The sequence below is a fragment of the Methylobacterium sp. Leaf123 genome (assembly GCF_001423405.1).
Taxonomy (GTDB): Bacteria; Pseudomonadota; Alphaproteobacteria; order Rhizobiales; family Beijerinckiaceae; genus Methylobacterium.
This window is the reverse complement of sequence record NZ_LMNS01000036.1, coordinates 88,092-112,427: the sequence shown is the minus strand read 5'-3', so window position 1 is coordinate 112,427 and position 24,336 is coordinate 88,092. Positions and strand designations below refer to the sequence as shown.

The window sequence follows — 24,336 nt, the reverse complement described above, 5'->3', positions numbered from 1 at the left end:
CGATAGGGTGCCGCTCCCTGTCCCGCCGCGCTTGCGCCCGGCGAACGCCCCCTTCCAGACGCACCGGAACCATGCCGCGTCCTCCGACGACCTCCATCCGCGCCGCGTCCGCCGGGAGCGGGCCGTGACGCCGCACGACGGAGAACTGGCCGGGCTGCTGGACCGTGTCGCCCGCCGGGACGTGGCGGCCCTGCGGACGCTCTACGACCGGACCGCGCCGAAACTTTTCGGGATCATCCTGCGTATCCAGCGAGACAGGAGCCTCGCCGAGGATGTGCTTCAGGATGTCTACCTGAAGGTCTGGCAGTCGGCGGGCTCCTACGCGCCCTCGGCCGGGGCCCCGCTTCCGTGGCTGTGTACGATCGCGCGCAACCGGGCCATCGACGGGCTGCGCCGCCGGAGCGAGGTTGCAATGCCGTCTGGTGAAAGCGGGGAGGCCTGGATGGAGCGCCTCGTCGCCCCGACCGACGAGGAAGGCGCCTTCCTCGACCGCGACGCGCTCGTCGCCTGCCTGTCCCGGCTCGATCCGACGCAGCGCGACTGCGTGGTGCTGGCCTATTGCGAGGGCTGGTCCCGCGAGGAACTCGCCGAACGCTTCGAGCGGCCGGTCAACACCGTGAAGACCTGGCTGCATCGGACGCTGGCCGCCCTGAAATCCTGCCTGGAGAGTATCGCGTGAGCGGCGGGAGCGGCAGACCGGAGCCGGCGGAACGCGACCTGCGGGCGGCCGAGTACGTGCTCGGCACCCTCGATGCGGGGGAGCGCGCCGCGTTCGAATTGGAGCGGGCGGTCGATCCGGCCACCGAGGCGGCCGTACGCGCCTGGGAGCGGCGTCTCGCCCCGCTCGCGCGCGCCGTGCCCGCCATCGAGCCGCCGCCCCACCTCTGGCAGGAGATCGCCCAAGAGATCGCCCAAGAGATCGCGCGCGGCACCGCGGCGGACGATCCCGCCCCCCGGCCGGACCAAGCCGGCGCCGCCAACGACAACCGCCTGCGCGACCTGCGGCGGCAACTCCGGCTCTGGCGCTTCACCACGGCGGGGGCAGGGCTGGTCGCCGCCGGCCTCGCGCTGGTCGTGCTGACCGGGGTTCCGCGGCTCGGCGGCGAGCGAGCGGACGGCCGCTACGTCGCCGTGGTCACGAGCGCGGGCGACCTGCCGGCCCTGATCGTCAGCGTCGACACCGAAGCCGGCACCGCTCGGGTCCGGCCGGTGGCGGCGCAGGCGCCGGCCGGCCACAGCCTGGAACTCTGGTATGTCGGGCAGGGCGCCGCCCCGAAGCCGATCGGCCTCGTCGCAGGCGAGGCGACCCGCATCCGCCTGCCGCCGGAGGCCGGACGCGGCGAGGACGGGGTCATCGCCGTGTCGGTGGAGCCGCCGGGCGGCTCCCCCACCGGCAAGCCCACCGGGCAGGTGATCTACACCGGCAAGCTGATCCGGGAATAGGACGCGCGCCCCCCCCCCGACCGGGGCCGCCCCTTCCGGGATCCGGATGTTTCTCACGCGAGAGCATCGTCCCGAAACGGACGAAGCCGCCCAGCCTTGCGGCGGGACGGCTTCGTAACCTTGAACAGACCGGGGATGCGGTGGGCACCCCCGATCGGATCGATCCGCTCAGTACTTGCGAACGAGCGGGGCCGGCATCGGAGCCGGAGCGGCCGCCGGGGTGTAGAGCGGGGCCACGATGCGGAACCAGCCGTCGGTGCTCTCGCGCAGGCCGGCCGTGGTCACGACGTCGCGGGCGACGTAGGCCTGAACCGAGAACGGTCCGAAGTCGTAGCCGATGAGACCGCCGAGGGCGAACCGGCCACCGCGACCGATGCGGCTGGTCGGGTCGTTCACGAAGGCGAGCAGGTTCGGGTCGAGGTTGACCGTGCCGTAGCCGATGGCACCGATCTCGAACTTGCCGAACTTCTTGGTCGCGGTCAGGTCGAGGTTGAACGCGTCCGAGATCTGCACCGGGCCGAAGAAGCCGGGGATGCCGTTGCGACCGTCGAAGCGGCTGGGCGAGTCGTAGAAGTTGTAGGTCAGGTTGGCGGTCAGGTTGTAACCGTCGCCGGTGTAGCTGACGGCACCGCCGACACGGTAGGTGTTGGAGGCCAGGATGTTCAGACCACCGCCACGACCGGCGTTGAGCTCGTTGAGGTACGAACCGCCGAGCAAGCTGACGCCGATGTTGCCGCCGAGATCGAACGCCCAGATCGCGCCGACGAAGGTGCCGACGTTGATCGAGGTGTCACGGCCGCCAGCAGCGCGGCTGAAGGTGAACACCGTCGGGGGGGCCACGACGAATTCGAGGCGGCCGCCGAACGGCACGTAGGGGGTCGCCCACACCAGGATCGGAACGTTGACCGCGGTGTCGACCGAAGTCGCATTCGGGCCATCCGGGCTGCGGTAGGTGAAGGTGTTGATGGCGTAGATGCCCTCGGGGAGCGGCGCGCCAACGGCCAGACCGACCTGCTCACCGGGAACCGTGGTCGTCTGCGCCTGGGCGACGGTCGTCGTCATTCCGGCCGTGAGCGCAATGGCGCCCGCAGCGAGCCAGTTCTTCATCATTTTTCTCGTTCCTTCCCAAGGATTCAGGCGTCCGCCCCGTAGCGCCGGCACCGTCTCTCGCCTCCCTCTCTCTCCGGAGTGGGATGGCTGGTGTGATGCCGGTGCCCCCTACGGCCGCACCTCAAGTCTCGACGTCGGGAACTATTCTACAGACCGACCGCGAAAGACAGGGGATTGCCTCCAATCTCGGCAGTTCGAACCCTACCGTTGCGCAAAAGCCGCATTTTTGCTGCGGAGCAACCAAGGGCTTAACGACCTCTTAACGCTGTCCATCTTGGACGAATGCCATCCCGCGGGCGGGAGTCAGGCGAAATAGTACATTATCCTCAAGTCATTGGCTGTCGCATCCGGCCGGGATCCTTCGGCAGAAAGGGCCGGGCAGTTGCGCAAGTGCGAAGACCGGTTTTGGGCTAGGCCGGCCTCGACGGCGCCGTCACCGGGAGCCGGACGGGCCGGCTCAGCCGGCCGAATCGTCCCCTCGGCCCGGCTCCCCCGCTGTGCAGGAGCCTGTCGCTCTCAGGTTGCGCCGACCGGCCCGCATCGGCCGGCGATTGTTACTCGGCGGCCTGCCGGCCAGCGGCATTGCTGCGGCGGCGCGAGGCGGCACCCGCCTTCGTCTTGCTGGCGTCCTTGCCAGCCTCCTTGGCCGCGTCCTTCGCTGCCTTGCCGGCCGGGCGGCGTGCCAGCACCTCGCGCAGGAAGCGCCCGGTATGGCTCGCCGTGCTCGCGGCGATCTCCTCGGGCGTGCCCTGGGCCACGACACGGCCGCCGCCGTCGCCGCCCTCGGGGCCCATGTCGATCACCCAATCGGCGGTCTTGATGACCTCCAGATTGTGCTCGATCACCACGACGGTGTTGCCCTGATCGACCAGCTCGTGGAGCACCTCCATGAGCTTGGCGACATCGTGGAAATGCAGGCCGGTGGTCGGCTCGTCGAGGATGTAGAGGGTGCGGCCGGTGGCGCGCTTCGACAGCTCCTTGGAGAGCTTCACCCGCTGAGCCTCGCCGCCCGAGAGCGTGGTCGCCTGCTGGCCGACGCGGACGTAGTGCAGGCCGACGCGGGCCAGCGTCTCCATTTTTTCGCGGATCGAGGGCACCGCTTTGAAGAGATCCGCCGCCTCCTCCACCGTCATGTCGAGCACGTCGGCGATGGACTTGTTGCGGTAGCGCACCTCCAGCGTCTCGCGGTCGTAGCGCTTGCCCTTGCACACGTCGCAGGTGACGTAGACGTCGGGCAGGAAGTGCATCTCGATCTTGATGACGCCGTCGCCCGAGCAGGCCTCGCAGCGCCCCCCCTTCACGTTGAAGGAGAAGCGCCCGGCCTGGTAGCCGCGGGCCTTGGCCTCGGGCAGGCCGGCGAACCAGTCGCGGATCGGGGTGAAGGCGCCGGTATAGGTCGCCGGGTTCGAGCGTGGGGTGCGGCCGATCGGCGACTGGTCGATGTCGATGACCTTGTCGAGATGCTCCAGCCCGTCGATCCGCTCGAACGGGGCCGGGTGCTCCAGGGCGCCGTTGAGGCGCTTGGCCGCCGCCTTGTAGAGCGTATCGATGATCAGCGTGGACTTGCCGCCGCCGGAGACGCCGCTGATGCAGGTGAAGGTGCCGAGCGGGATCTCCGCCGTCACGTTCTTCAGGTTGTGGCCACGCGCACCCACCAGCCGCAGCATCCCGCGTCCGGGATTGCGCCGTGCTTTGGGCGTCCGCACCGAGAGTTCGCCGGTGAGGTACTTTGCGGTGAGCGAGGCCGGATCCTTGAGAATCTGCTCCGGCGTGCCCTGCGCAACGATCTCGCCGCCATGGATGCCGGCGCCCGGCCCCACATCGACCACGTAATCGGCCTGGAGGATCGCGTCCTCGTCGTGCTCGACCACGATCACCGAGTTGCCGAGGTCGCGCAGGCGCTTGAGCGTGCCGAGCAGGCGCTCGTTGTCGCGCTGGTGCAGGCCGATCGACGGCTCGTCGAGCACGTAGAGCACGCCGGTCAGGCCCGAACCGATCTGCGAGGCGAGCCGGATGCGCTGGCTCTCGCCGCCCGAGAGCGAGCCCGAGCCGCGGGCGAGCGTCAGGTATTCGAGGCCGACATCGACGAGGAAGGTCAGGCGGTCGCGGATCTCCTTGAGGATGCGGACCGCGATCTCGTTCTGCTTGTCCGTCAGCTTGCCGGAGATTTCCGAGAACCAGCGATGCGCCTCGCGCACCGAGAGGGCGGTGACCTGGCCGATATCCTGCCGGTCGATCTTGACCGCGAGCGCCTCGGGCTTGAGCCTTTTGCCGTCGCAGGCGGCGCACGGCGTCGCGCTCATGAAGCGGCCGATCTCTTCGCGCGAAGCGTCGCTCTCGGTCTCCTTGTAGCGCCGCTCCAGGTTCGGGATCACACCCTCGAACGGCTTGTTGACCGAGTAGGAGCGCAGGCCGTCATTGTAGTCGAACCGCACCGATTCCTTGCCCGTGCCGAACAGGATCACCTCGCGCGCCTGCTCCGGCAGCGCCGACCACGCGACAGTGGTCTTGAAGCCGAAATGCCGGCTGAGCGCGTCGAGGGTCTGGTCGTAATAGGGTGAGGTCGATTTCGCCCAGGGGCCGACCGCACCGCGCTTCAGGGTGAGCGCGGTATCGGAGATCACCAGTTCGGGGTCGATCCGCATCTCGTGGCCGATGCCGCCGCAGGTCGGGCAGGCGCCGAACGGGTTGTTGAACGAGAACAGCCGCGGCTCGATCTCGGGGATGGTGAAGCCGGAGACCGGGCAGGCAAAGCGCGACGAGAACGTGATTTTTTTGGGCTGCTCGCCCTCCGGCGCGTCGGCGAACTCGATGTCGGCGATGCCGTCGGCGAGTTCGAGCGCGGTCTCGAAGGAATCGGCCAGCCGCGCGGCGATGTCGTCGCGCACGACGATGCGGTCCACCACCACGTCGATGTCGTGCTTGAGCTTCTTGTCGAGCTTCGGCACGTCGTCGATCGCGTAATACTCGCCGTCGATGCGAAGGCGCTGAAAGCCCTTCTTCTGGAACTCGGCGATCTCCTTGCGGTACTCGCCCTTCCGCCCCCGGACCACGGGCGCGAGGAGATACAGCCGGGTCTTCTCCGGCAGCTCCAGCACGCGATCGACCATCTGGCTGACGGTCTGGCTCTCGATCGGCTCGCCGGTGGCGGGCGAGTAGGGGATGCCGACCCGCGCCCAGAGCAGGCGCATGTAATCGTAGATCTCGGTCACCGTGCCGACGGTGGAGCGCGGGTTCTTCGAGGTCGTCTTCTGCTCGATGGAGATGGCCGGCGAGAGCCCGTCGATCTGATCGACGTCGGGCTTGCTCATCATTTCGAGGAACTGGCGGGCATAGGCCGAGAGCGATTCGACGTAGCGGCGCTGGCCCTCCGCGTAGATCGTATCGAAGGCGAGCGACGATTTGCCCGAACCCGACAGGCCGGTGAACACCACGAACCGGTCGCGGGGGATCGTCAGATCGACGTTCTTGAGATTGTGCTCGCGGGCGCCGCGCACCGAGATGACGCGGGTGTCGCGCGCCGCCGGGGCCGCCGCGTCGAACAGGGCCGAGAGATGGGCGTCGGTCCGTTCCTCGGCCTTGGCCGCGGTCTCAGGCTTGCGAGCTTTGGCTTTGGCCATGGTCGACAAATTCTCTGCGACGATCCGGGCGGCCCGGATGCGGCGCCCTCGCTCTCTCTGCTCGGGCGGGCAACGGGTGTGCCACGCGGGAACAGTATCCGGGGACGGAGATGGGTTCCGGGCGGCGTGAAACCACTAGAACGGAACGGGTACGACGGCAATGCCGGCCTGACGGGGTCTCACGAACCGCGCGCTGCACTGTCGCGCCCCAGGGGGAAGACGGGGAACATCGGCCGGTTCCGCCTGGACGCGCCGGGCCGCCCGCCTACCTGCGGGGTCCGACCTGACAGGAGCCCCGACCCTTGGCCGAATTCCGCGTCTACACCTCGCCGTCCGCCTTCCCGAACCCGCAGCGGCTCCGATTGTTCTGCCATGAGAAGGGCATCGCCGATCGGATCGAGGAGGTGATCTACGACATGACACCGGGCGGCGAGCAGCGCGGCTGGCGCCATCTCAAGCGGAACCCCTGGGGCGAGACCCCGACGCTGGAACTGCCCGACGGGACCTATCTGGCCGAGACTGCCGGCATCGTCCGCTTCCTCGACGGGCACTGCCCCGGCCGCAGAATCCTGGGCGAGAGCGCGCTGGAGCAGGGCCAGGACCAGATGTGGGACGACCGGATCTGGGTGCAGATCCTCTATCGGCTCACCACCGCCTTCCACGTGTTGCACGAAGGGTTGGGGCACAAGCTCGAACTGACCCGCAACCCGCAATGGGGCGAGCATTGCCGCAAGGAGGCGATCGCTCATGCCGGGCTCGTCGATCGCCACCTCGCCGACGGGCGCGACTGGCTGCTCGGCGGGCCGGAGCCGACCTTCGCCGACATCACGCTGTGCACCGCTATCGCCTTCTCGAAGTTCGGGCCGGTGGCCACGCCGCTGGACGAGCGCTTCGAGGGCATCGACCGGTTCTGGCAGCGCTGGAAGCAGCGCCCGGCCTTCCGCGCGGCCTACCGTGATGGCGGGGGAATCGAAGAACTCGCCAGCCTCACCGCAGGCTAATCGCGTCTCCTGCAGCGTTTTCGTTGCTGAAATGACCACCGATCTGCGTAAAATTTAAGCGATGGCGCCCCGGCTAAATCTTTACTTTACGCTGTGTGAGCACGGTTCGGACATCCTCCCCCTCCGGACCGTGCCCTCATGCGCTCGCATGTTTCCTCGACGCCCTCCCTCTCCGCGGTGCTGCCCTCTTCCCTGCGCGCCCGGATCGTCACGGTGGCGCTGATCCCCTGCCTCGCCTTCGGCGCGGTCGCGGGTTTGGCGGTCGCGGAGCGGGCCGGGCAGGGCCGGGCGATGGCGCGGATGGAGGAGCAGGTCGGTCTCTCTGTGCGGATCGGCGCCTTCGTCCACGAGGCGCAGAAGGAGCGCGGCGCCTCCAGCCTCTATCTCGCCTCGAAGGGCACCCAGTTCGCCCCGGAACTCGCAGCCCAGCGCCGGCTGACGGATGCGGCCCGCGCCGCCCTGATCGCGGATCTCGGGGCCGCCGGAGCGGACGTGGAATTCGCGCGCAAGGCGGCGGCTCTGCGGGACAAGCTCGGCGGGATCGAGGGCCACCGCGCGGCGGTGGACCGGCTGGAGGCCAGCGTGCCGGCCAATCTCGCCGTCTATACCGGAATCATCGCGGAGGCCCTCGGGGCCGTGCGCGGGGTGGCGCAGATCGCGGCCGACCCGGCCATCGGCGCCCGCGTGTCCGCCCTGTCCGCCTTTCTCGCGCTCAAGGAATTTGCCGGCCAGGAGCGGGCGGCGGCCTCGGCCGTGTTCGCCGCGGGCGCGATCGATCTCGCAGGCCTGCGCCGGCTCGCCGGGCTGGCATCGGATCAGGCGACCTTCGAGGGGCTGTTCCGCGCCGCGGGCCCCGCGGAGGAGATCGCCGCGCTCGATGCCGCGAACACCGCGGACGCCGCCCGCGAGGTCGCCCGGCTCCGCGGCATCGCGCTCGGCACGGCCCCCGGCCAGACGCTCGCCTTCACCGACGCCAAGGGCTGGTTCGGGCTCGCGACGCAGCGCATCGACGGGCTGAAGGGGATCGAGGACCGGCTGACGGCCGGCTTGGCGCAGGCGGCCGGGGCGGCCCGGTCGCAGGCCGAGCGCACCGTCCTGCTCTGGGCCGGGGCGGCGCTGGCGACCCTGCTGCTCTCGGTGGTGCTCGCCTTCGGCCTCGGCTCGGCGATCGCGCGCCCCTTGAGCCGGATGGCGCGGGCGCTGACCGCAATCGGACGCGGCGAGACCGAGGTCGAGATTCCGGTCAAGGGTCCGGGCGAGCTGCGCGCCATCGCCGCCGCGGCCCTGGCCTTCCGCGACAGCGTGGCCGAGCGCGCCCGCATCCGCGCGGCGCAGGAGCGCGGCGCCGAGGAGGAGGCCGCCCGGCGCCACGGGGCGATGATGGCGGTGGCCGACGGCTTCGAGGCGCGGGTCGGCGGCATCGTCGAGGCGGTCTCGGCGGCGGCCCAGCAACTGGAGGGCGCCGCCCGGGCGATGAGCACGGCGGCGGGCCAGACCTCCGCCCTGAGCGCGTCGGCCGCGCAGGCCTCGGCCCAGGCAGCGCGCTCCTCCGACGGCATCGCTGCGGCAACGGAAGAACTCTCGGCCTCGATCCGCGAGATCTCCGCCCAGGTCGGCTCGTCGGCGCTGGCGGCGAACGCCGCCGAGGCGGAGGCGGCCCGCACCGCCGGGGAGGTCGAGCGCCTTGCCGCCGCCGCCAACAATGTCGGCCGGATCGTCGGGCTGATCTCGGAGATCGCCGGCCAGACCAATCTGCTGGCGCTGAACGCCACCATCGAGGCGGCCCGCGCGGGCGAGGCGGGCCGGGGCTTTGCCGTGGTCGCGGCGGAGGTGAAGGGCCTCGCCGCCCAGACCGCCCGCGCCACCGACGAGATCGCCGGGCGGATGGCGGAGATCGAGGCCGCGACCGGCGCCTCGGTCTCGGGGATCACCGGCATCGCCCGCACCATCCGCGACCTGTCGCGGATCTCCAACGACATCGCCGCCGCGGTCGAGGAGCAGGGGGCGGCCACCGCCGAGATCGCCCGCACCACGGTCGAGACCTCGCAGGGCACGCGCCGCGCCTCGGAGGACGTCGCGGGCGTGGCCCACACGGCCGACGACGCCAGCACCGGCTCGGGCCAGGTGCTCGACGCGGCCAGCGACCTCGCCCGTCAGGCCGCAGCCCTGCGCAGGGAGGTCGGCGGCTTCCTCGCCCAGGTCCGGGCGGCGTAACGGGGCCAAAGGGCGGGGAAGGGGCGGGGCGGGAGCCGCACGCGCCCCGCCCGCACGGCCTCAGCGCTTTGCGGCGATCATGAAGACGTTCGAGGGGGCGATCCGCTTCAGGAACGCCGTGCGGTGATAGCTGATGTTGAAGGCGAGCAGACGGCTCACCGCCGCGTCGAGCGCCACATAGCCCCGGTGGGCATAGAGATGGCCCGGAAGGATTCGTCTTGCGATCTTCGCCAGGGCGTTGGTCATGCAGGGCGCCGCGCGCACGATGTCGAAGCCGATGCCGTCGAGCCGGTCGTGCAGCCACGGCAGCGGCAGGCCGCGCTCGTTCTGCGTCAGACCGTAGCGCGCCTTCGTCCAGTCGCCCATCGAGGTGATGGGCTCGCGGAAGACCAGGAGCCCGCCGGGCTTGAGGATGCGGTGCGCCTCGGCCAGCACGTGCGAGACGTTGGGGATGTGGTGGAGCACGCCCAGGCTCACGAACAGGTCGGTGTCGGCATCGGGCAGCGGGATGTCGCCGGAGGCAAGCGGCTTGATGAAGTGTGCCGGGCGTCCGCCGATTTGGTCCGTCCACCATTCCTCGGCGGGCTCGATCCCGATGAACCGGTCCACCCGGTCGGCCAGCGGCGCCACGTCGTCGCCCGCCGCACAGCCCAGCGCGACGCAGGTCTCGAAGCGGCGGTCGCGCAGCCGGTCGAACCCGTGGACCGCGTTCAGCGCGTCGTACTCGTAGCTGTAGGAGCCGGACGCTTCGAGTTTGTAGACCTCGGTCGCGAGCTTATAGAAACCCTGCTCCTCCTGAGCGTACCAGCGTGCGATCTCCCCCGGCGCGAGATCGTCGCCGTAGAGAGCCGATCCGTCGAGATACTTGGTATCGACCATCATTCGAACGGCTTTCGAGGGAGATCCGTCCTTCGCGGCGCCGGATTTACGACCGGCGACACCCTGACCAGCATCTCATGGACGCGCGACAGCCTTGATAGGTCATCGCCCAAGCCTGTGCGGGGAATTTGCCGCGTTATGGTTGCCGCCGCCATCCGGGCAGAATACGGGCCAGGCCGCTTTCGGGCGCCCGGAGTACGCGTGTCGGATCGGTCAGTGCCGCGCTTCGCCCTGGGCGGGCGTGCTGCCGACGGCGCTGACCTCGTCGCCGATGCGCGGCTCGACCTTGAGGTTCTGGCGCATGCTCTGGAGATGGTCGGTCACGACCAGCGTGTCGGGCTTGAGGCCTTTGAGCACGGCGGTGTTGTCGCCGTAGACGTCGCCGACCTCGATCGCGGTCATGTGGACCGTGCCCGTGTCGTCCACGGTCCAGACCACTTGCTGATCGAGCTGGGCCGAGAGGGCGATCGTCGGCACGAGGAGGCGATCCTGCCGGCCGACCTCGATGCGGGCGCGCACGAAGCGGCCGGGCAGGTAGCGCTCGTCCGCGTTCTCGAGCCAGGCCTGAACCAGACGGCGGCCGGTGCGAGGATCGAAGCGGTTGTCGAGCCGGTAGATCGTGGCCTCGCGCACGGGCTCGCGCCCCACATCGAGGAGCTGGACCTTCACCCGCCCCTCTCCTTGAGCGACGCGCACCGCCTCCGCATCCTCGGAGGAGAGCGCCATCTGCACGTCGATCGGGTTCACCTGCACCACGGAAACGAGGTTGGTCTGGTTCTCAATCACCATGTCGCCGATATTGGCCATGGACAGGCTGGAGCGCCCGTCGAAGGGCGCGCGGATCACCGCGTATTCGAGGTTCAGCCGCTGGCGGGCGATGGCGGCCTCCGCCTCTTCGAGCTTGGCCGCGGCGGTAGCGAGGTTCGACTGGTTCTGCTGGGCGCGCTGCTCGGTGGCGAAGCCCTTGTCGGCGAGCTGTTCGGTGCGGTTCACCTCGGCCTGGGCGAAGGAGACGGTGGCCTTGGCCTGATCGCGCAGGGCCTCGGCCGATTTGAGGGCGACCTCGAACGGGCGCGGGTCGATGCGGAACAGCACCTGACCCTTCTTCACATGGCCGCCGGGCTCGAACGGGCGCTCCACCACGAAGCCGGTCACCCGAGCCTGCAACGCAGCGTCACGGGGCGAGACGATGGTGCCGGTATATTCAAAGGCGACCGGCACGTCCTGGCGGCTGGCGCGCACCGCCTTCACCGCCAGCCGCGGCTCTTCCTTCTTCTTGGGCCCGGCCCGGCTCGACACCTTGAAGTGATGGGCGAGGAAACCGGGGATCGGATGTCCCGCCCCCCACCACGCCCCTCCGGCGATTCCGAGGGCGCCGACGACGAGGCCGGTGATGACGAAGCCGACGCCTGACCGCACGAAATCCACTCTCCAGCATCAGAACGGGAGCGCCCACCGGATTTGTCCCAGGCGCGACACGGGAGGGAACACGCTGAGTCCCAACACGTTGCACGCGGGTCCTTCACGGCCACGTTGAATCTTGGGAGTCGGCCCACCGAATGTTCTCCACGTTCGTCGACCGGCCGATCCTCGCGGGCGTGATCTCCGTCATCATCACAGTGATCGGCATCGTCGCCGGGCTGACGCTGCCCGTGGCGCAGTATCCCGAGATCGCGCCACCGATCATCAACATCCAGGCGACCTATCCCGGCGCCTCGGCCCAGCAGGCCTACGAGTCGATCGCGATCCCGCTGGAGCAGGAGATCAACGGCGCGCCGAACCTGATCTACATCCAATCGACGAGCTCGACCGACGGCAGCGTCTCGATCGACGCGACCTTCGCCGTCGGCTCGAACCTCGATGCCGCCGCCGCGGAAGTGCTCACCCGGTCGAGCCGCGCCGAGGCGAAGCTGCCGGAGGCGGTGCGCGCACAGGGGCTGGAGATCCAGAAATCCTCGCGCCAGCGGCTCGGCAACGTCGTGCTCTACGCCGACCCGAGCACCGGCTTCGACGAGCTGTTCCTGGCCAACTACGCCGAGACCCAGGTCATCAAGCCCCTGCGCCGGGTCACCGGCATGGGCCGGATCGTGAACTTCTCCAACATGCGCTACGCCATGCGCGTCTGGCTCGATCCGGCCAAGATGGAGGCGCTGGCGCTCTCGACCGAGACCGTGCTCCAGTCGATCCAGGCGCAGAACGCACAGATCACGACCGGCTCGCTCGGCAAGCTGCCGATGGGCCGCGCCACGCCGTTCGAGTTGCAGCTCGTCACCAAGGGCCGGCTGACGCGGCCGGAGGAGTTCGGCAACATCGTCCTGCGGGCCAATCCTGACGGCTCGGTGGTGCGCGTCTCGGATGTGGCCCGGGTGGAACTCGGCTCCGAGCAATACGGCGTCACCTCGAACTTCGACGGCAAGCCCTCGGCCACGCTCGGCATCTTCCAGAATCCCGACGCCAACGCGGTCGAGGTGATGAACGGGACGCGCGAGACCATGGCGGATCTCGCCGAGCGCTTCCCCCCCGGCCTGCACTACTCCATCGCGCTCGATTCCACCGAGTTCGTGAAGGAGGCGATCTACGAGGTGGTGCGGACGCTGTTCGAGGCGATCCTGATCGTCACGGTCGTCACCTACCTCTTCCTGCAGAACTGGCGCGCCACGCTGATTCCGACCATCGCCGTGCCGATCGCGCTGATCGGCACCTTCGGGCCGATGGCACTGCTCGGCTTCTCCTTCAACACCCTGAGCCTGCTCGGCCTCGTGCTCGCCGTCGGGCTCGTGGTGGACGACGCGATCATCGTCGTGGAGAACACCGAGCGCCTGATGGCCGAGGGCATGGAGCCCAAGCCCGCCTCCCGCGAGGCGGTCAACGAGATCGGCGGCCCGGTCATCGCCACGACGCTGGTGCTCGCCGCCCTGTTCGTGCCGGTGGCCTTCATCCCCGGCCTGACGGGCCAGCTCTACAACCAGTTCGCGCTCACCATCGCCATCTCGGTGCTGATCTCGGCGATCGTCTCGCTGACCCTGACACCGGCCCTGTGCGGCCTGCTCCTGAAGCCCCACGCCAAGGACGGGCATCAGAAGACGCGCTGGTGGCGCAAGCCGCTGGACTGGTTCAACGTCGCCCTGGAGCGCTCGGCCGGCTTTGTCGCCCGTACGATCGGATGGCTCTCCCGCCACATCGCCCTGACACTGGCCGTGTTCGCGCTGTTCGCCGGCGCCACCGTGCTGCTTCTGATGCAGCGCCCCACCGGCTTCGTGCCGGACGAGGACCAGGGCTACCTCTACGCCGAGGTGGCGATGCCGCTCGGCGCCTCGGTGCAGCGCACGGAGGCGATGAACGCCCGCTTCGGCGAAGTCCTGCGTGCCCGCGACGACGTCGATCACACCATCGGCGTCAGCGGGCGCAGCTTCCTCGCCGACACGGTGGCCCCGTTCTACGGCTTCAACATCCCGGTGATGAAGCCCTGGGACGAGCGCAAAACCACGGTCGACGACCTGATCCGCGACATGGAGGAGCGCTTCAAGCACGATCCCGACGGGCAGGTGCGCATCGCCGCCCCGTCGCCCCTGCCGGGGCTCGGCTCCCGCGGCGGCCTGACGCTCGAGATCCAGGACCGCTCGGGCAATGGCGGCCTCGGTCTGGCGCAGACCGCGACCGGCTTCATCGAGAAGATCCGCGCCCTACCGGGGGTGGCGAATGCGACGCCGACCACCGATTGGGGCGTGCCGCAGCTCCGCCTCGACATCGACCGGGCCAAGGCCGAGCAGCTCGGCGTGCCGCTGGCGCGGCTGTTCGAGGCGCTCGGCACCTATGTCGGGTCGAGCTTCGTCAACCTCTTCAACCGCTTCGGCTTCGTCTATCAGGTCTATGTCCAGAGCGATGCGTCCGGGCGGCGCCTATTCCAGGATCTTGAGGCGCTCACCGTCCTCAACGCGCAGGGCGAGCCGGTGCGCCTCGGCTCCCTCGTCCAGGCGAAGTTCAGCAGCGGGCCGACGGCGGTCCTGTCCTACAACACCTATCCGGCGATCGAGGTGGCGGTGACGATCGCCCCCGGCTCCAGCTCCGGCACGGTGATCGAGGCGATCGAGGCCTTGGCCGAGGAGCTGCCGCGCAACACCTCGATCGAGTGGTCCGAGATCGCCTATCAGGAAAAGATCGCCGGCAACGTCGCGCCGCTGATCTTCGGGCTCGGCGTGTTCATGATCTTCTGCTTTCTGGCCGGGCAGTACGAGAGCCTGCGGATGCCGCTGGTGATCCTGCTCGCGACGCCGCTGGCGATCTTCGGGGCGGTGGGCTTCCTGGCTTTGCGCGGCATGCCGCTCGACGTGTTCGGACAGATCGGCCTGCTGCTCCTCGTCGGCCTGGCTGCCAAGAACGCGATCCTGCTGGTCTCCTTCGCCGAGGATCTGCGCCGACAGGGCGAGGACGCGCTGGAGGCGGCCAAGCACGCCACGCGGATGCGGATGCGGCCGATCCTGATGACCTCGTTCGCCTTCATCCTCGGCTCGGTGCCGCTGGCCATCGCCAGCGGGGCGGGGGCGAATGCCCGGCTCTCCATGGGCACGGTGGTGATCGGCGGCCTGCTGGTGGCCACGATCCTGACCCTGTTCGTCACCCCGGTCTTCTACGTCGCCGCCGAGCGGCTGCGGGGGGAGGGCGCGAAGGCGAGCGAGCCGGACGAGAAGCAGCAGGGCGCGACGGCGTAAGCGCCGTCGGTCAGGCGCAGAGCTTCGCCAATGCCTCCCGGGCAAAGGCCGGCGTGAGGGGCTTTGCCGTGAAGCGGACGCCCGCGGGCAATGTGCCGGCGTCGGGGGAGGGACCGGCCGAGAGGGCGATGAGGGCGAGACCCGGCCGGCGCCGGGCGATCTCGCAGGTCAGGGCGAACCGGGCCTCGGGCAAGATCAGGGGCAGGTCGGCATCGACCACGACGAAGCACAAACCGGCATGGCGCTCGATCTGGAGGAGCGCGCTCTGCACACTCCAAGCCTCCAGCACCTCGAAGCCCGCCGCCGTCAGACGATCCGCGGTTTCGATACGCGCGGCGGTTTCGCTTTCCACGACGAGTGCCAGTGGCCGCCCGTCGCCGTTCGGGGCAGGGGGAACGGGCAGATCCATGAAGGTCCCGGATGTCCTTGGCGCGCCTGGGAGCATGCCTGGGCGGTCCTGCCGACAAGCACCGAGCGGGCGGGTTCGTTGCCCCGCCCTGTCGCTTTTGCCGCTATTCTTTTTCGAGAAGGCCTCGCAGGGGGGCCCTGATCCGGCAGGTCACCCCCTCGCGGGCATAGATCATCTGCGTCTCGCCGCCGACCGCGCCCGAGAACCCGCGCTCGATCAGCCGCGAGCCGAAGCCCTTGCGGGTGGGCGCGGCGACCGGCGGCCCGCCGGTCTCGACCCAGGTCATCGTGATGACCGGCTCGGCCTCCCGTGCATCCTCCGGCCAACGCGCCCGCGCGACGGTCCAGTCCACGCCGACGCGCCCGCCCGGCACCGAGAAGGCGCCGTATTTGGCGGCATTGGTGGCGAGTTCGTGGATCATCAGCGCCAGCGACAGGGCCGCCTTCGGCCCGACCTCCAGGGCCGGGCCGGACAGGTGGATGCGGCCGGGCTCGCCGTCGTCGTGGATGGTGAGCGCGCCGGCGATCACCGCCTCCAGCGCCGCCCCCTCGCCCTCCCCCGAGAGCAGGATGTCGTGCGCCTTGCCGAGCGCCACCAGCCGGGCCACCAGCGCGTCCTTCACGGAGGCGATGTCGGTCGCGTTGCGCAGCGTCTGCGAGGCGATGGCCTGGGCCATGGTCAGGGTGTTCTTGAGCCGGTGGCTCAGTTCGCGGTTGAGGAAGCGCTGCTGCTCCTCGGCCTGGATGCGGGCGAGCGCCACGGAGATCCGTCCGGCCACCTCGCGGACGAAATCGACCTCGCCCGCGTCCCAGCTCCGGGGTTCGGCGGCGTGGGCATAGACGAGGCCGACGAGGTCGCCCCGCCGCGTCAAGGGCACGCCGACCAGCGCACGGGCGCCGGCCGCCGCGTAGCCGCCCGCATCCGGCGCGAGATCCGGTTCGGCGGTCAGATCGGGCACGGCCAGGATCTCGCCGCGGCGCAGCCGCGCGAGCAGGGCCGGAAACGGCGCGGGGCGCACCATCCCGCCCGGTCCGTCAGGCCCGATCGCGAAACCGCCGACGGTGGCATCGAGCGCCGCGTAGCCCGCCCCCGAGAGGTCGAGGGTGCGCCTGAGGATCCGGGCCGCGATCCCGCGGATCTCGGCGGGGCCGGCGGCGTCGCGCAGTTTGTCGCCGAGTTCGATCAGCGCCGTCTGGCGTGCCTCGGCCGCCTTCTCCGCGGTGATGTCCTCGATCATCGCCGTGGCCTGGATCGCCTCGCCGCGCGCCTGCGAGACGAGGTTGACCCGGCCCCAGATCAGGCGCCCGTCCTTACGGCGGTAGCGCTTCTCCAGGGTCTCGCGCACGATCTCGCCCGCGGCGAGCCGGCGGTGGAGCTGGTCGCGCTCCGCCGCATCCGCCTCGGGCGTCCACTTGGCAATGGACTGCCCGACGATGTCGGATTCCTCCGCCCCCCAGATCGCGCAGAGCTTCGGGTTGGCCTCCAGCGCGACCATGGTGCGCGGATCGATCTGCACGATGCCGACATTGGCGCCCTCGACCACCGCCCGGAGCTGGGCGGCGACGCGGTTGCGCTCGGTCAGGTCCAGCATGGCGCCGATCATGCGCAGCGGCGTGCCGTCGGCCCCGCGCACCATCGAACCGCGGTCGAGCACGTCGGCATAGCCGCCGTCGGCGCGGCAGAAGCGGTATTCGTGGTGCCAATCGTGGCCGTCGCCGCCGATGACGCGGCGGATATCCGCCTCGACGCGGGGGCGATCCTCGGCGTGGATGTGGTCGAGCCACCACCGGCCGGTCGGCTCGACCGTCTCCGGCGCCCAGCCATAGGCGGCCTGGAGGGCCTCGTTCCACAGCACGTAATCGGCGGCGAGATCCCAGTCCCAGATCGCGTCGTTGGTGGCGCGGGTGACGAGGCGGTAGCGCTCCTCGGTGGCGGCGACGGCGACCTGCGCCATCCGCTCGGCGGTGACGTCGCGCACCGTGCCGACGAAGCGCCGCGGCCGTTCGATCCCCTCATGCCGTTCGACGACGAGGGTGCCGCGGGCCGCGACCCAGGCGATCACCGTGCCGTCCTCCGTCACCGTGCGGTAGCTGGCATCGAACAGGCCGGGCCCGGCGGGGTCGAGGGCCGCCTGCACGGCGGCATCGATGCGCGGCCGGTCCTCGGGGTGGAGGTGGGCGAGGAAGCTGCCGGCATAGCTCACGGCCTCGTCCGGCCCCACCCCGAACAGGGCGCGGGTCCGCCCGTCCCAGACGAGGGTTTCCGCCACGAGGTCGTGGTCGAAGATACCGGCCCCGGCCGCCTCGATCGCCAGCCGCAGACGGAGCTCGCTGTCGGCCAGGGCCGCGGCCTCGGTCTTCCGGGCCGCGATGCCCCGGCGCAGTTCGAGCTGCGTCATCACCGTGCGGGCAAGCGCATGGAGGCCCGCGCCCTGGGCAGCGCTCAGCCCCTTCGGCCGGGGCTTGGTGTCGAGCACGCACAGGGTGCCGATCGCCACATCCTCAGGCGTCACCAGGGGGGCGCCGGCATAGAAGCGGATGCCGGGCTCGGCCGTGACCAGCGGGTTGGTGCAGGTGCGCGGGTCGGCCGCGAGATCGGGAATGACCAGCAGCCCGCGCCCGGCCAGGGCGTGAACGCAGACCGAGCGGTCGAGTCCGGTCTCGCCGGGCGCGAAGCCGAGCCGCGCCTTGAACCATTGCCGGTCGCCGGTCACCAGGCTGACGAGGGCGGTCGGCGTGGCGCAGATCTGGGCGGCCAAGGCCACGGCATCGTCGAACGCGGCCTCGGCGGGCGTGTCGAGAATGCCGTAGCGGGCCAGCGCGGCGAGCCGCCTAGCCTCACTGGATGCGACGAAATCGTCGGGCGGTCGACTCATGGACGGACCCGGCAAGGACGAACCCGGCGAGCCGGAGGATCGCGGCGCCCTTCTTCCGGAACCGCCTGAAGCGGCCCGCCATCCGGACCGGCACGATGGTGCCCCGGTGACGTGTCGGGCACAAGACACCTGCCGGAATCGTCAGGCGCCCCGATGGATAATCCGAGGTGTCCGGGCTCGGGGGCGACCGAGGGCATCGTCTGTGTCCGAAAGCTGGAATCCACCTTGCAGGACGAGGCTCTACTCGGGCGGCTCGATCGCAATGAGGCGCCCGCTCGGGCTGTAGACCGCGCCGAGCACGGTCTCGTAATGGCGCTTGACGCAGGCATGGCACTCGCAGGCGACCTCCTCGATCGCCGCCCGGTTGATGACGGTGATGCGCCCGCGCCCGACCTCGATCAGCCCCTGCTGCTGCAACATCCGCAGGATGCGGGTGAGGTAGGTGCGCTGCACGCCGAGCATCGCGGCGAGCGATTCCTGGGTGATCGGCAGAACATTGCTGTCGAGCCGGTCCTGAAGCGTCAGGAGCCAGCGCAGGCAGCGCTCCTCGATCGGATGGAGGGCGTTGCAGGCGACCGATTGCAGCACCTGCGCGAGCAGGCAGTCGGAGTAGCGGGTGAACAGGTTGCGCAGGGATTCCGAGCGGCGCTTGGCCTCCTGAAGCCGCACCGAGTCCATCCGCAGGACCGGGCCGGAGATCTGGATCAGGGCATGGGTCGAGGCGGGCAGGCCGCCATTGCTGACCACGCCCCCCACCGCGCCCTCGCGGCCGATCGTGGCGGTCTCGGCGCTGCGCCCGTCGATCATCGAGATCAGCAGGGTGACGACGGTCTGCTCGAGGGGGAAGGTGATGAAATCCACCTCGCGGCCAGCGGCGAACAGGGTCTCGCCGCGCTGGTAATCCAGCCGCTCCAGATCGGGCAGAAGCAGGCCGCGATCCTCGGGGCTCAGACAGTTCAGGAGCAGGTTGCCTTCAAAGCAGCGCTCTGTGGCCGAAGGCATGTACAACTCGAAGTCCGTCTGATCGCCGAGCCGGCTCCTAGCGCAAGGGTTGCCGCACAGTCTGTCTACAAGTAGACATATTCAGCGTTGAACACAAAAAAATCAAAGATGACGGCCAAGTCGTCACGCGCGCCTGTACGAAAGCGTGCAAAAATACAACACAACATAGGATGTGTTGAACTGAAGACTGAAGCCGCCCCAGGCGGCTCCATCCGTTCTCCGCTTCGCCCGACTTGAACGCCGATTGGCCCGGCCGCTTGCGCGCTTACTTGCCGGTGCAGAGGCCCTGGCTCGACAGGCGGCGATGCTCGCGCGGATCGCAATCCGTGGCGAGGAACGAGGCCCACTCGGTCGGGCTGCCGTAGAAGGCGTTGCGATCGACGTCGCCGCGCACGCCGGGCACGCGCCCGGTCGAGGTGAACTGCCAGAGCATCCACTTGCGGTTGGCGTAGCGCTGCTCGGGCTCGGCCGCCGTGGAGCGGACCCAGTGGGGATAGTCGGGCAGCTCGTCTTCCAGCACGTCCTTGTGGAAAGTGATGTCCGTGTAGATGATCGGCCGCTTGCCGGTATAGGCTTCCATCTCGTCCAGCATGTAGCGCACCATCGAGAGCGCCTGGGCCTTGGGCAGCTTCTTCGGGCACTTGGCCGAGTGGCCATTCCACTCCACGTCGAGCACCGGGGGCAGGGCGGTCGGATCGTTCGGCACGTTGCGCTTGAACCACGCCATCTGGTCCTCGGCCGAGCGGCACCAGAACACGAAGTGGTAGGCGCCCCGCGGCACGCCGGCACGGCCCGCGCCGTCCCAGTTCTCGCGGAAACGCTCGTCGACGTGGTCGCCGCCCTCCGTCGCCTTGATATAGGCGAACTGCGTGCCCGCGCTCTTGACCGAGGCCCAGTTGATCGGCCCCTGCCACTTCGAGATGTCGATGCCCTGGATCGGGTGGCCCTTGGCCCGCGCGACGCCGGGATGGGGCTTGGCATCGCCCTTGGTGGGGTAGAAGTCGTTCTGCGCGGCGCAGGCCGCGAGCCCGGAGAGCATCAGCGCGGCGAGCCCGCGCTTGAGCCATCCGCGCGGAGCCGGTGCGAGCCTTGAGGAAATTTCGGTGTCCAGCGACATCGACGGCCCGCCACTTCTTGCGTGCGACTTCAATGGGTATTCGATGCCCTTGATCCGGTTAACAGAACTTTGCTGGCATTGCGGCGGAATTCCGGAAGGCGTTGCGCCGCAGGTACATACGCGCCGCCGACGCTGTCCGGCGCGCGGGCGGCCTCCATCTAAAACCTTGTCGATCCTGAATTTTCCCTGAGCCGGCGATGCGCAAGACTCTGTTTACCATCGGATACGAAGGCCTGACCCCGGAGCGCCTGCACGCGGCCCTGAAGGCGGCGGACGTGTCCCTGCTCGCCGACGTGCGGGCGGTGGCCAACTCGCGCAAGCGCGGCTTCTCGAAGGGCGCGCTGAAGGCGGGTCTCACGGAAGCCGGGCTCGGCTACGCGCATTTCCGCAGTCTCGGCACGCCGAAATCCGGCCGCGAGGCGGCCCGCGCCGACGATGCCGGGCTGATGCGCCGGATCTATTGCGAAGAGGTGCTCGACACCGCCGACGGGGGCCTTGCCCTCGATGCCCTGGCGGAGCTCGCCGCCGAGCGACCGATCTGCCTGCTCTGTTTCGAGCGCGATCCGGCCCGCTGCCACCGCCGCGTTCTCGCCGAACGACTGGCCCCGCGCGGCTTCGAGACGGTCGATCTCTACGGCGATTTTTTGTGACTTTTTAGGGACTTGGGCGCGCATCCCGCGCCCGTCCCGAAACTCCGAAAAAGAATCAGCGCATCAGGCTCGGGGCGCCGAGGCGCGGCTGCACCCCCTCACGCATCACGATCCGCCTTAGGGGCGGGATCGCGCCGAGCACCACGAGGCCGAGGCCCCGCAGGGCATCGACGGGCAGGAAATCGGTCAGCAGCGAGCGGTTGAGCATGTCCACAGCCGCCCCGCGCAGGCGCGCATCGACGCCGCGGGTGCGTGCGAACCCCGCGAGCGAGGCCGGCGCACCCGGATCGCGGTTCGCCTCCTGGGCGGCGAACACCGCATCGCGCAGGGCCGCCGCATCGCGCAGACCGAGATTGAGCCCCTGCGCCCCGATCGGCGGGAAGACATGGGCGGCCTCGCCGATCAGGGCGAGGCGGTCGGCCACCGGCCGCTCCACCGAGAGGCCGCGCATCGGCACGAGCCCGCGCGGGCCGTCGATCCGCATGGCGCCGAGCATCGAGCGGGCCTGATGCTCCACCGCCGCCGCGAGATCGGAATCGTCGAGGCCCGAGAGCCGCTTGGCCGCCGGCTCCGCCGTGACCCAGACGAGGCTGGAGCGGTGGCCGCCGGGGAGCGGCACCAGGGTGAAGGGCCCATTGCGGGTGTGGAACTCGGTGGAGATGTCGCGGTGGGGCCGCTCGTGGGCGAGCAGGGTGGTGAGCGCCGCCTGCGGGTAGGACCATTCGCGAGTGCGCAAGGACGACGCCGCCCGCAGCGGCGAGCGGCCCCCGTCGGCGCCGACGACGAGCTGCATCGCGAGGCTGCGCCCGTCCTCCAGATCCAGCACCGCGGCGCCTTGCTCGAGGCGCATGGCGGCCGAATCCGCCTCGAACAGGGTCAGGCCCGGCGTGGTGCGGGCCTGCCGCCGCAGGGTCTCGACGAGGCGGGCGCTCTCGACGTTCCAGCCGAAGGCGTCGAGGCCGATCTCCGCGGCCGAGAAGCGGGCGGGCGGCGGGCGGAACAGGCTGCCGGTGTCGTCGACGATCTGAAGTTCGGCGAGCGGGCTCGCATGCGGGGCGATCTCGGCCCACGCGCCGAGCGCCCTCAGGAACCGCACCGAGCCGTCCAGCAAAGCCACGGTTCGCCCGTCCGCCACCGGCGCGTGACGCCCGACCAGCGCGGTCTCCACCCCGTCGCGTGCGAGCGCGAGGGCGGCGGCAAGGCCGGCCGCCCCGGCGCCCACCACCGCCACGGTAAAGCGCGGCGGCGCGGCAGCGGAGGAAGGGGCGGGGGAGGTCTGCACTGGGACCGTCACGACGGGAGACTCCTTGAAGCGCCCTCACAGCGAAGATCGCAAGCGAGGTTCGAAGGCTGACTTCCTACAGAGGTGTGAGCGCCATCGGGTCAAGTGCGGCGGAGGGTCCGAACAGGGCCATTGCGCAACGCCGCATGGTCGGCTTGCCGGCGCGAAGAGCGTCGAGGGGGAGCGAAAGCTCAAGCCCGCGGAGGCGAGCGTCGGCGACGGAGGCCAACCGGAAGCCGGGGTCCGAGAGCAGCCGGTCGTTCAAGCGTGGCTGGATCAAATTGAAATGAAACAAATCCCCGCGCCCGGCATTGCCAACTTATGTTGAGGGAACTGCGCGCTCTCGCCGCATGCTCCCCAGGACAGAACCATCATTGACGTCCGAGGGGGGCGTTCCATGAAGCCATTCATCACCTCGCAGCCGGAGTCCGAGCGGATACGGCTCGATTCGTCCTTCGATCCCGTGCTCTCGGGCGTTGCGCGCGGGCTTGCGCGGCTGTTTCCGCCGGTCGAGAACATTCGGCCGCAGCGCAGCGGGAGCAACGCCCCCGCCGCCACCGGGCCAGCCGGCACGGCCGGCGGGCGGCGCGGCCGCGTATGATGAGGCCCGACTTGGTCGCGCAGCACATCGCGGCGATGACCACGGCCAGCACCAACCTGCTGCGTCAGATGGAGGATGAGGGCCTGCGCTATCGGGTCAGCGTGCGTCCGGAGGACACCGCGACCCTGCACGTCCATGTGCGCGAACTGACGCCCGGCCTCACGGAGCGCATCGAGCGCTGCCTTGCGGGCATAGGCATGCAGGTCGCGGTCCGGGAGGAGTAACGGGCGAAGACGCCCGCTGCCCCGGCCTGCGCGGGAGGGCACACGATCGGTCATCGAGCGTGTTGTGAGGCACTCCGAGCCGGTGTCCTTCGGGCATAAGCGGCGCAGAACCCTTGTCTGGCTCCGCCGGACCGATATCTCGCCCGTAGTTCGAGACGGGAACGCGGGAGACGGCGATGAAAGCGATCCGGGTGCACGCCTATGGTGGGCCGGAGGCGATGGTCTACGAGGACGTGCCCTCGCCCGAGCCGGGGCCGGGCCAGATCCGCGTTCGCCAGACCGCCATCGGCGTCAACTTCATCGACATCTACTTCCGCTCCGGCGCCTACAAGGCACCCTCGCTCCCCTTCACCCTCGGCAAGGAGGGCGCGGGCGTGGTCGATGCGCTCGGCGAGGGCGTCACCGATTTCCGCGTCGGCGAGCGCGTCGCCTATGCCGGCGCCACCGGCACCTATGCCGAGGAAGTGACCGTGGACACGAAGGGCGTCGTCCACGTGCCGGATTCGATTTCCGACGAGACCGCCGCGGCGATGATGCTGAAAGGCCTCACCGCCCAATACCTGCTGCGTCGGACCTACCGGGTGCAGCCCGGCGACACGATCCTGTTCCACGCCGCCGCCGGCGGCGTCGGGCTCATCGCCACGCAATGGGCCAAGCATCTCGGCGCCACCGTGATCGGCACCGTCGGCTCGGCCGAGAAGGCGGAGCTGGCGCGCGAACACGGCTGCGACCACGTCATCCTCTACCGCGACGAGGATTTCGCCGCCCGGGTGAAGGAGATCACCGGGGGCAAGGGCGTGCCGGTGGTCTATGACGGCGTCGGCAAGGCGACCTTCCCTGCCTCGCTCGATTGCCTCTCCCCCTTCGGCATCTTCGCAAGCTTCGGTTCGTCCTCTGGCGCGATCGAGGCCTTCGACATCGGCATCCTCGCCGCCAAGGGCTCGCTCTACGCCACCCGCCCGACGCTGTTCACCCACATCGCCACCCGCGAGCGCCTCGACGCCAACGCCGCCGAGCTGTTCGAGGTGGTGGCCAGTGGCGCGGTGAAGATCCCGATCCACGCCCGCGCCAAGCTCGCCGACGCGGCGCAAGTGCATCGCGACCTCGCCGGGCGGCAGACGACCGGGACGACGGTGATGACGCCGTGATCCTATCATCCTAGGACGAAGGGATTCCGGGCTCTGCCCGGACCCGCCGAGG

At 69.8% G+C, this 24,336-nt stretch carries 18 protein-coding genes; 9 read left to right on the top strand and 9 right to left on the bottom strand.

Annotated elements, in window-relative coordinates; all coding sequences use genetic code 11:
- Positions 1-124: 124 nt before the first annotated feature.
- The gene (locus tag ASF53_RS17645; RefSeq protein ID WP_056202005.1) at positions 125-679 is read left to right on the top strand and encodes a sigma-70 family RNA polymerase sigma factor; all 555 of its coding nucleotides are present in this window, start codon (positions 125-127) and stop codon (positions 677-679) included.
- The gene (locus tag ASF53_RS17640) at positions 676-1,443 is read left to right on the top strand and encodes an anti-sigma factor (RefSeq protein ID WP_056201316.1); all 768 of its coding nucleotides are present in this window, start codon (positions 676-678) and stop codon (positions 1,441-1,443) included. The genes ASF53_RS17645 and ASF53_RS17640 overlap by 4 nt, the downstream gene beginning before the upstream one ends.
- Positions 1,444-1,611: 168 nt before the next feature.
- On the opposite strand, the gene ASF53_RS17635 is transcribed toward ASF53_RS17640, so the two are convergent.
- Both ASF53_RS17635 and uvrA read right to left on the bottom strand, forming a co-directional pair.
- Positions 1,612-2,553 carry a transporter family protein gene (locus ASF53_RS17635; RefSeq protein ID WP_056201313.1) on the bottom strand — a complete coding sequence of 314 codons (942 nt, stop codon included), beginning with the start codon at positions 2,551-2,553 and terminating at the stop codon, positions 1,612-1,614.
- A gap of 554 nt (positions 2,554-3,107) precedes the next feature.
- The gene (gene uvrA, locus ASF53_RS17630) at positions 3,108-6,173 is read right to left on the bottom strand and encodes an excinuclease ABC subunit UvrA (protein ID WP_056201309.1); all 3,066 of its coding nucleotides are present in this window, start codon (positions 6,171-6,173) and stop codon (positions 3,108-3,110) included.
- A 302-nt stretch (positions 6,174-6,475) separates the two neighbouring features.
- On the opposite strand from uvrA, the gene ASF53_RS17625 reads away from it, so the two are divergent.
- Entirely contained in the window at positions 6,476-7,174 is a 699-nt protein-coding gene (locus ASF53_RS17625; RefSeq protein WP_056201306.1) for a glutathione S-transferase family protein, read from the top strand.
- A gap of 138 nt (positions 7,175-7,312) precedes the next feature.
- On the top strand, positions 7,313-9,388 hold the full coding sequence (locus tag ASF53_RS17620; RefSeq protein WP_056201303.1) for a methyl-accepting chemotaxis protein: 2,076 nt from the start codon (positions 7,313-7,315) through the stop codon (positions 9,386-9,388).
- A 60-nt stretch (positions 9,389-9,448) separates the two neighbouring features.
- On the opposite strand, the gene ASF53_RS17615 is transcribed toward ASF53_RS17620, so the two are convergent.
- On the bottom strand, positions 9,449-10,270 hold the full coding sequence (locus tag ASF53_RS17615) for a class I SAM-dependent methyltransferase (protein WP_056201300.1): 822 nt from the start codon (positions 10,268-10,270) through the stop codon (positions 9,449-9,451).
- Between the two features lie 210 nt (positions 10,271-10,480).
- Positions 10,481-11,686, bottom strand: a complete 1,206-nt coding sequence (locus ASF53_RS17610) for an efflux RND transporter periplasmic adaptor subunit (RefSeq protein WP_056202002.1) — start codon at positions 11,684-11,686, stop codon at positions 10,481-10,483.
- Between the two features lie 140 nt (positions 11,687-11,826).
- Between ASF53_RS17610 and ASF53_RS17605 the strand changes: the two genes are divergently transcribed.
- Positions 11,827-14,976 (top strand): efflux RND transporter permease subunit, encoded by a 3,150-nt coding sequence (locus ASF53_RS17605; RefSeq protein ID WP_056201297.1) that lies wholly within the window; start codon positions 11,827-11,829, stop codon positions 14,974-14,976.
- Positions 14,977-14,986: 10 nt separating this feature from the next.
- Here ASF53_RS17605 and ASF53_RS17600 read toward each other — a convergent pair whose 3' ends face one another.
- From ASF53_RS17600 to ASF53_RS17585, 4 genes are all read right to left on the bottom strand, one after another.
- A complete protein-coding gene (locus ASF53_RS17600; protein ID WP_056201293.1) occupies positions 14,987-15,385 on the bottom strand; it encodes a DNA-binding transcriptional response regulator in 399 nt (132 codons plus the stop codon).
- Positions 15,386-15,488: 103 nt separating this feature from the next.
- On the bottom strand, positions 15,489-18,260 hold the full coding sequence (locus tag ASF53_RS17595) for a PAS domain S-box protein (RefSeq protein WP_056201999.1): 2,772 nt from the start codon (positions 18,258-18,260) through the stop codon (positions 15,489-15,491).
- A gap of 240 nt (positions 18,261-18,500) precedes the next feature.
- Positions 18,501-19,262, bottom strand: coding sequence for a Crp/Fnr family transcriptional regulator (locus tag ASF53_RS17590; RefSeq protein WP_056201996.1), 762 nt, complete (start codon positions 19,260-19,262; stop codon positions 18,501-18,503).
- Between the two features lie 265 nt (positions 19,263-19,527).
- Entirely contained in the window at positions 19,528-20,379 is an 852-nt protein-coding gene (locus ASF53_RS17585) for a glycoside hydrolase family 25 protein (RefSeq protein WP_056201290.1), read from the bottom strand.
- A 197-nt stretch (positions 20,380-20,576) separates the two neighbouring features.
- Here ASF53_RS17585 and ASF53_RS17580 point away from each other — a divergent pair, with 197 nt between their 5' ends.
- Entirely contained in the window at positions 20,577-21,029 is a 453-nt protein-coding gene (locus tag ASF53_RS17580; RefSeq protein WP_056201286.1) for a DUF488 domain-containing protein, read from the top strand.
- Between the two features lie 55 nt (positions 21,030-21,084).
- Here ASF53_RS17580 and ASF53_RS17575 read toward each other — a convergent pair whose 3' ends face one another.
- The gene (locus ASF53_RS17575) at positions 21,085-22,323 is read right to left on the bottom strand and encodes an FAD-dependent monooxygenase (RefSeq protein ID WP_056201281.1); all 1,239 of its coding nucleotides are present in this window, start codon (positions 22,321-22,323) and stop codon (positions 21,085-21,087) included.
- A 385-nt stretch (positions 22,324-22,708) separates the two neighbouring features.
- Between ASF53_RS17575 and ASF53_RS17565 the strand changes: the two genes are divergently transcribed.
- The 3 genes from ASF53_RS17565 (at position 22,709) to ASF53_RS17555 (ending at position 24,284) form a co-directional block, all read left to right on the top strand.
- Positions 22,709-22,912: a hypothetical protein gene (locus tag ASF53_RS17565; RefSeq protein ID WP_056201275.1), complete on the top strand. Its 204-nt coding sequence runs from the start codon at positions 22,709-22,711 to the stop codon at positions 22,910-22,912.
- Positions 22,909-23,136 (top strand): hypothetical protein, encoded by a 228-nt coding sequence (locus ASF53_RS17560; protein WP_056201271.1) that lies wholly within the window; start codon positions 22,909-22,911, stop codon positions 23,134-23,136. The genes ASF53_RS17565 and ASF53_RS17560 overlap by 4 nt, the downstream gene beginning before the upstream one ends.
- 176 nt (positions 23,137-23,312) lie before the next feature.
- Positions 23,313-24,284, top strand: coding sequence for a quinone oxidoreductase family protein (locus tag ASF53_RS17555; RefSeq protein ID WP_056201265.1), 972 nt, complete (start codon positions 23,313-23,315; stop codon positions 24,282-24,284).
- Positions 24,285-24,336: the final 52 nt, after the last annotated feature.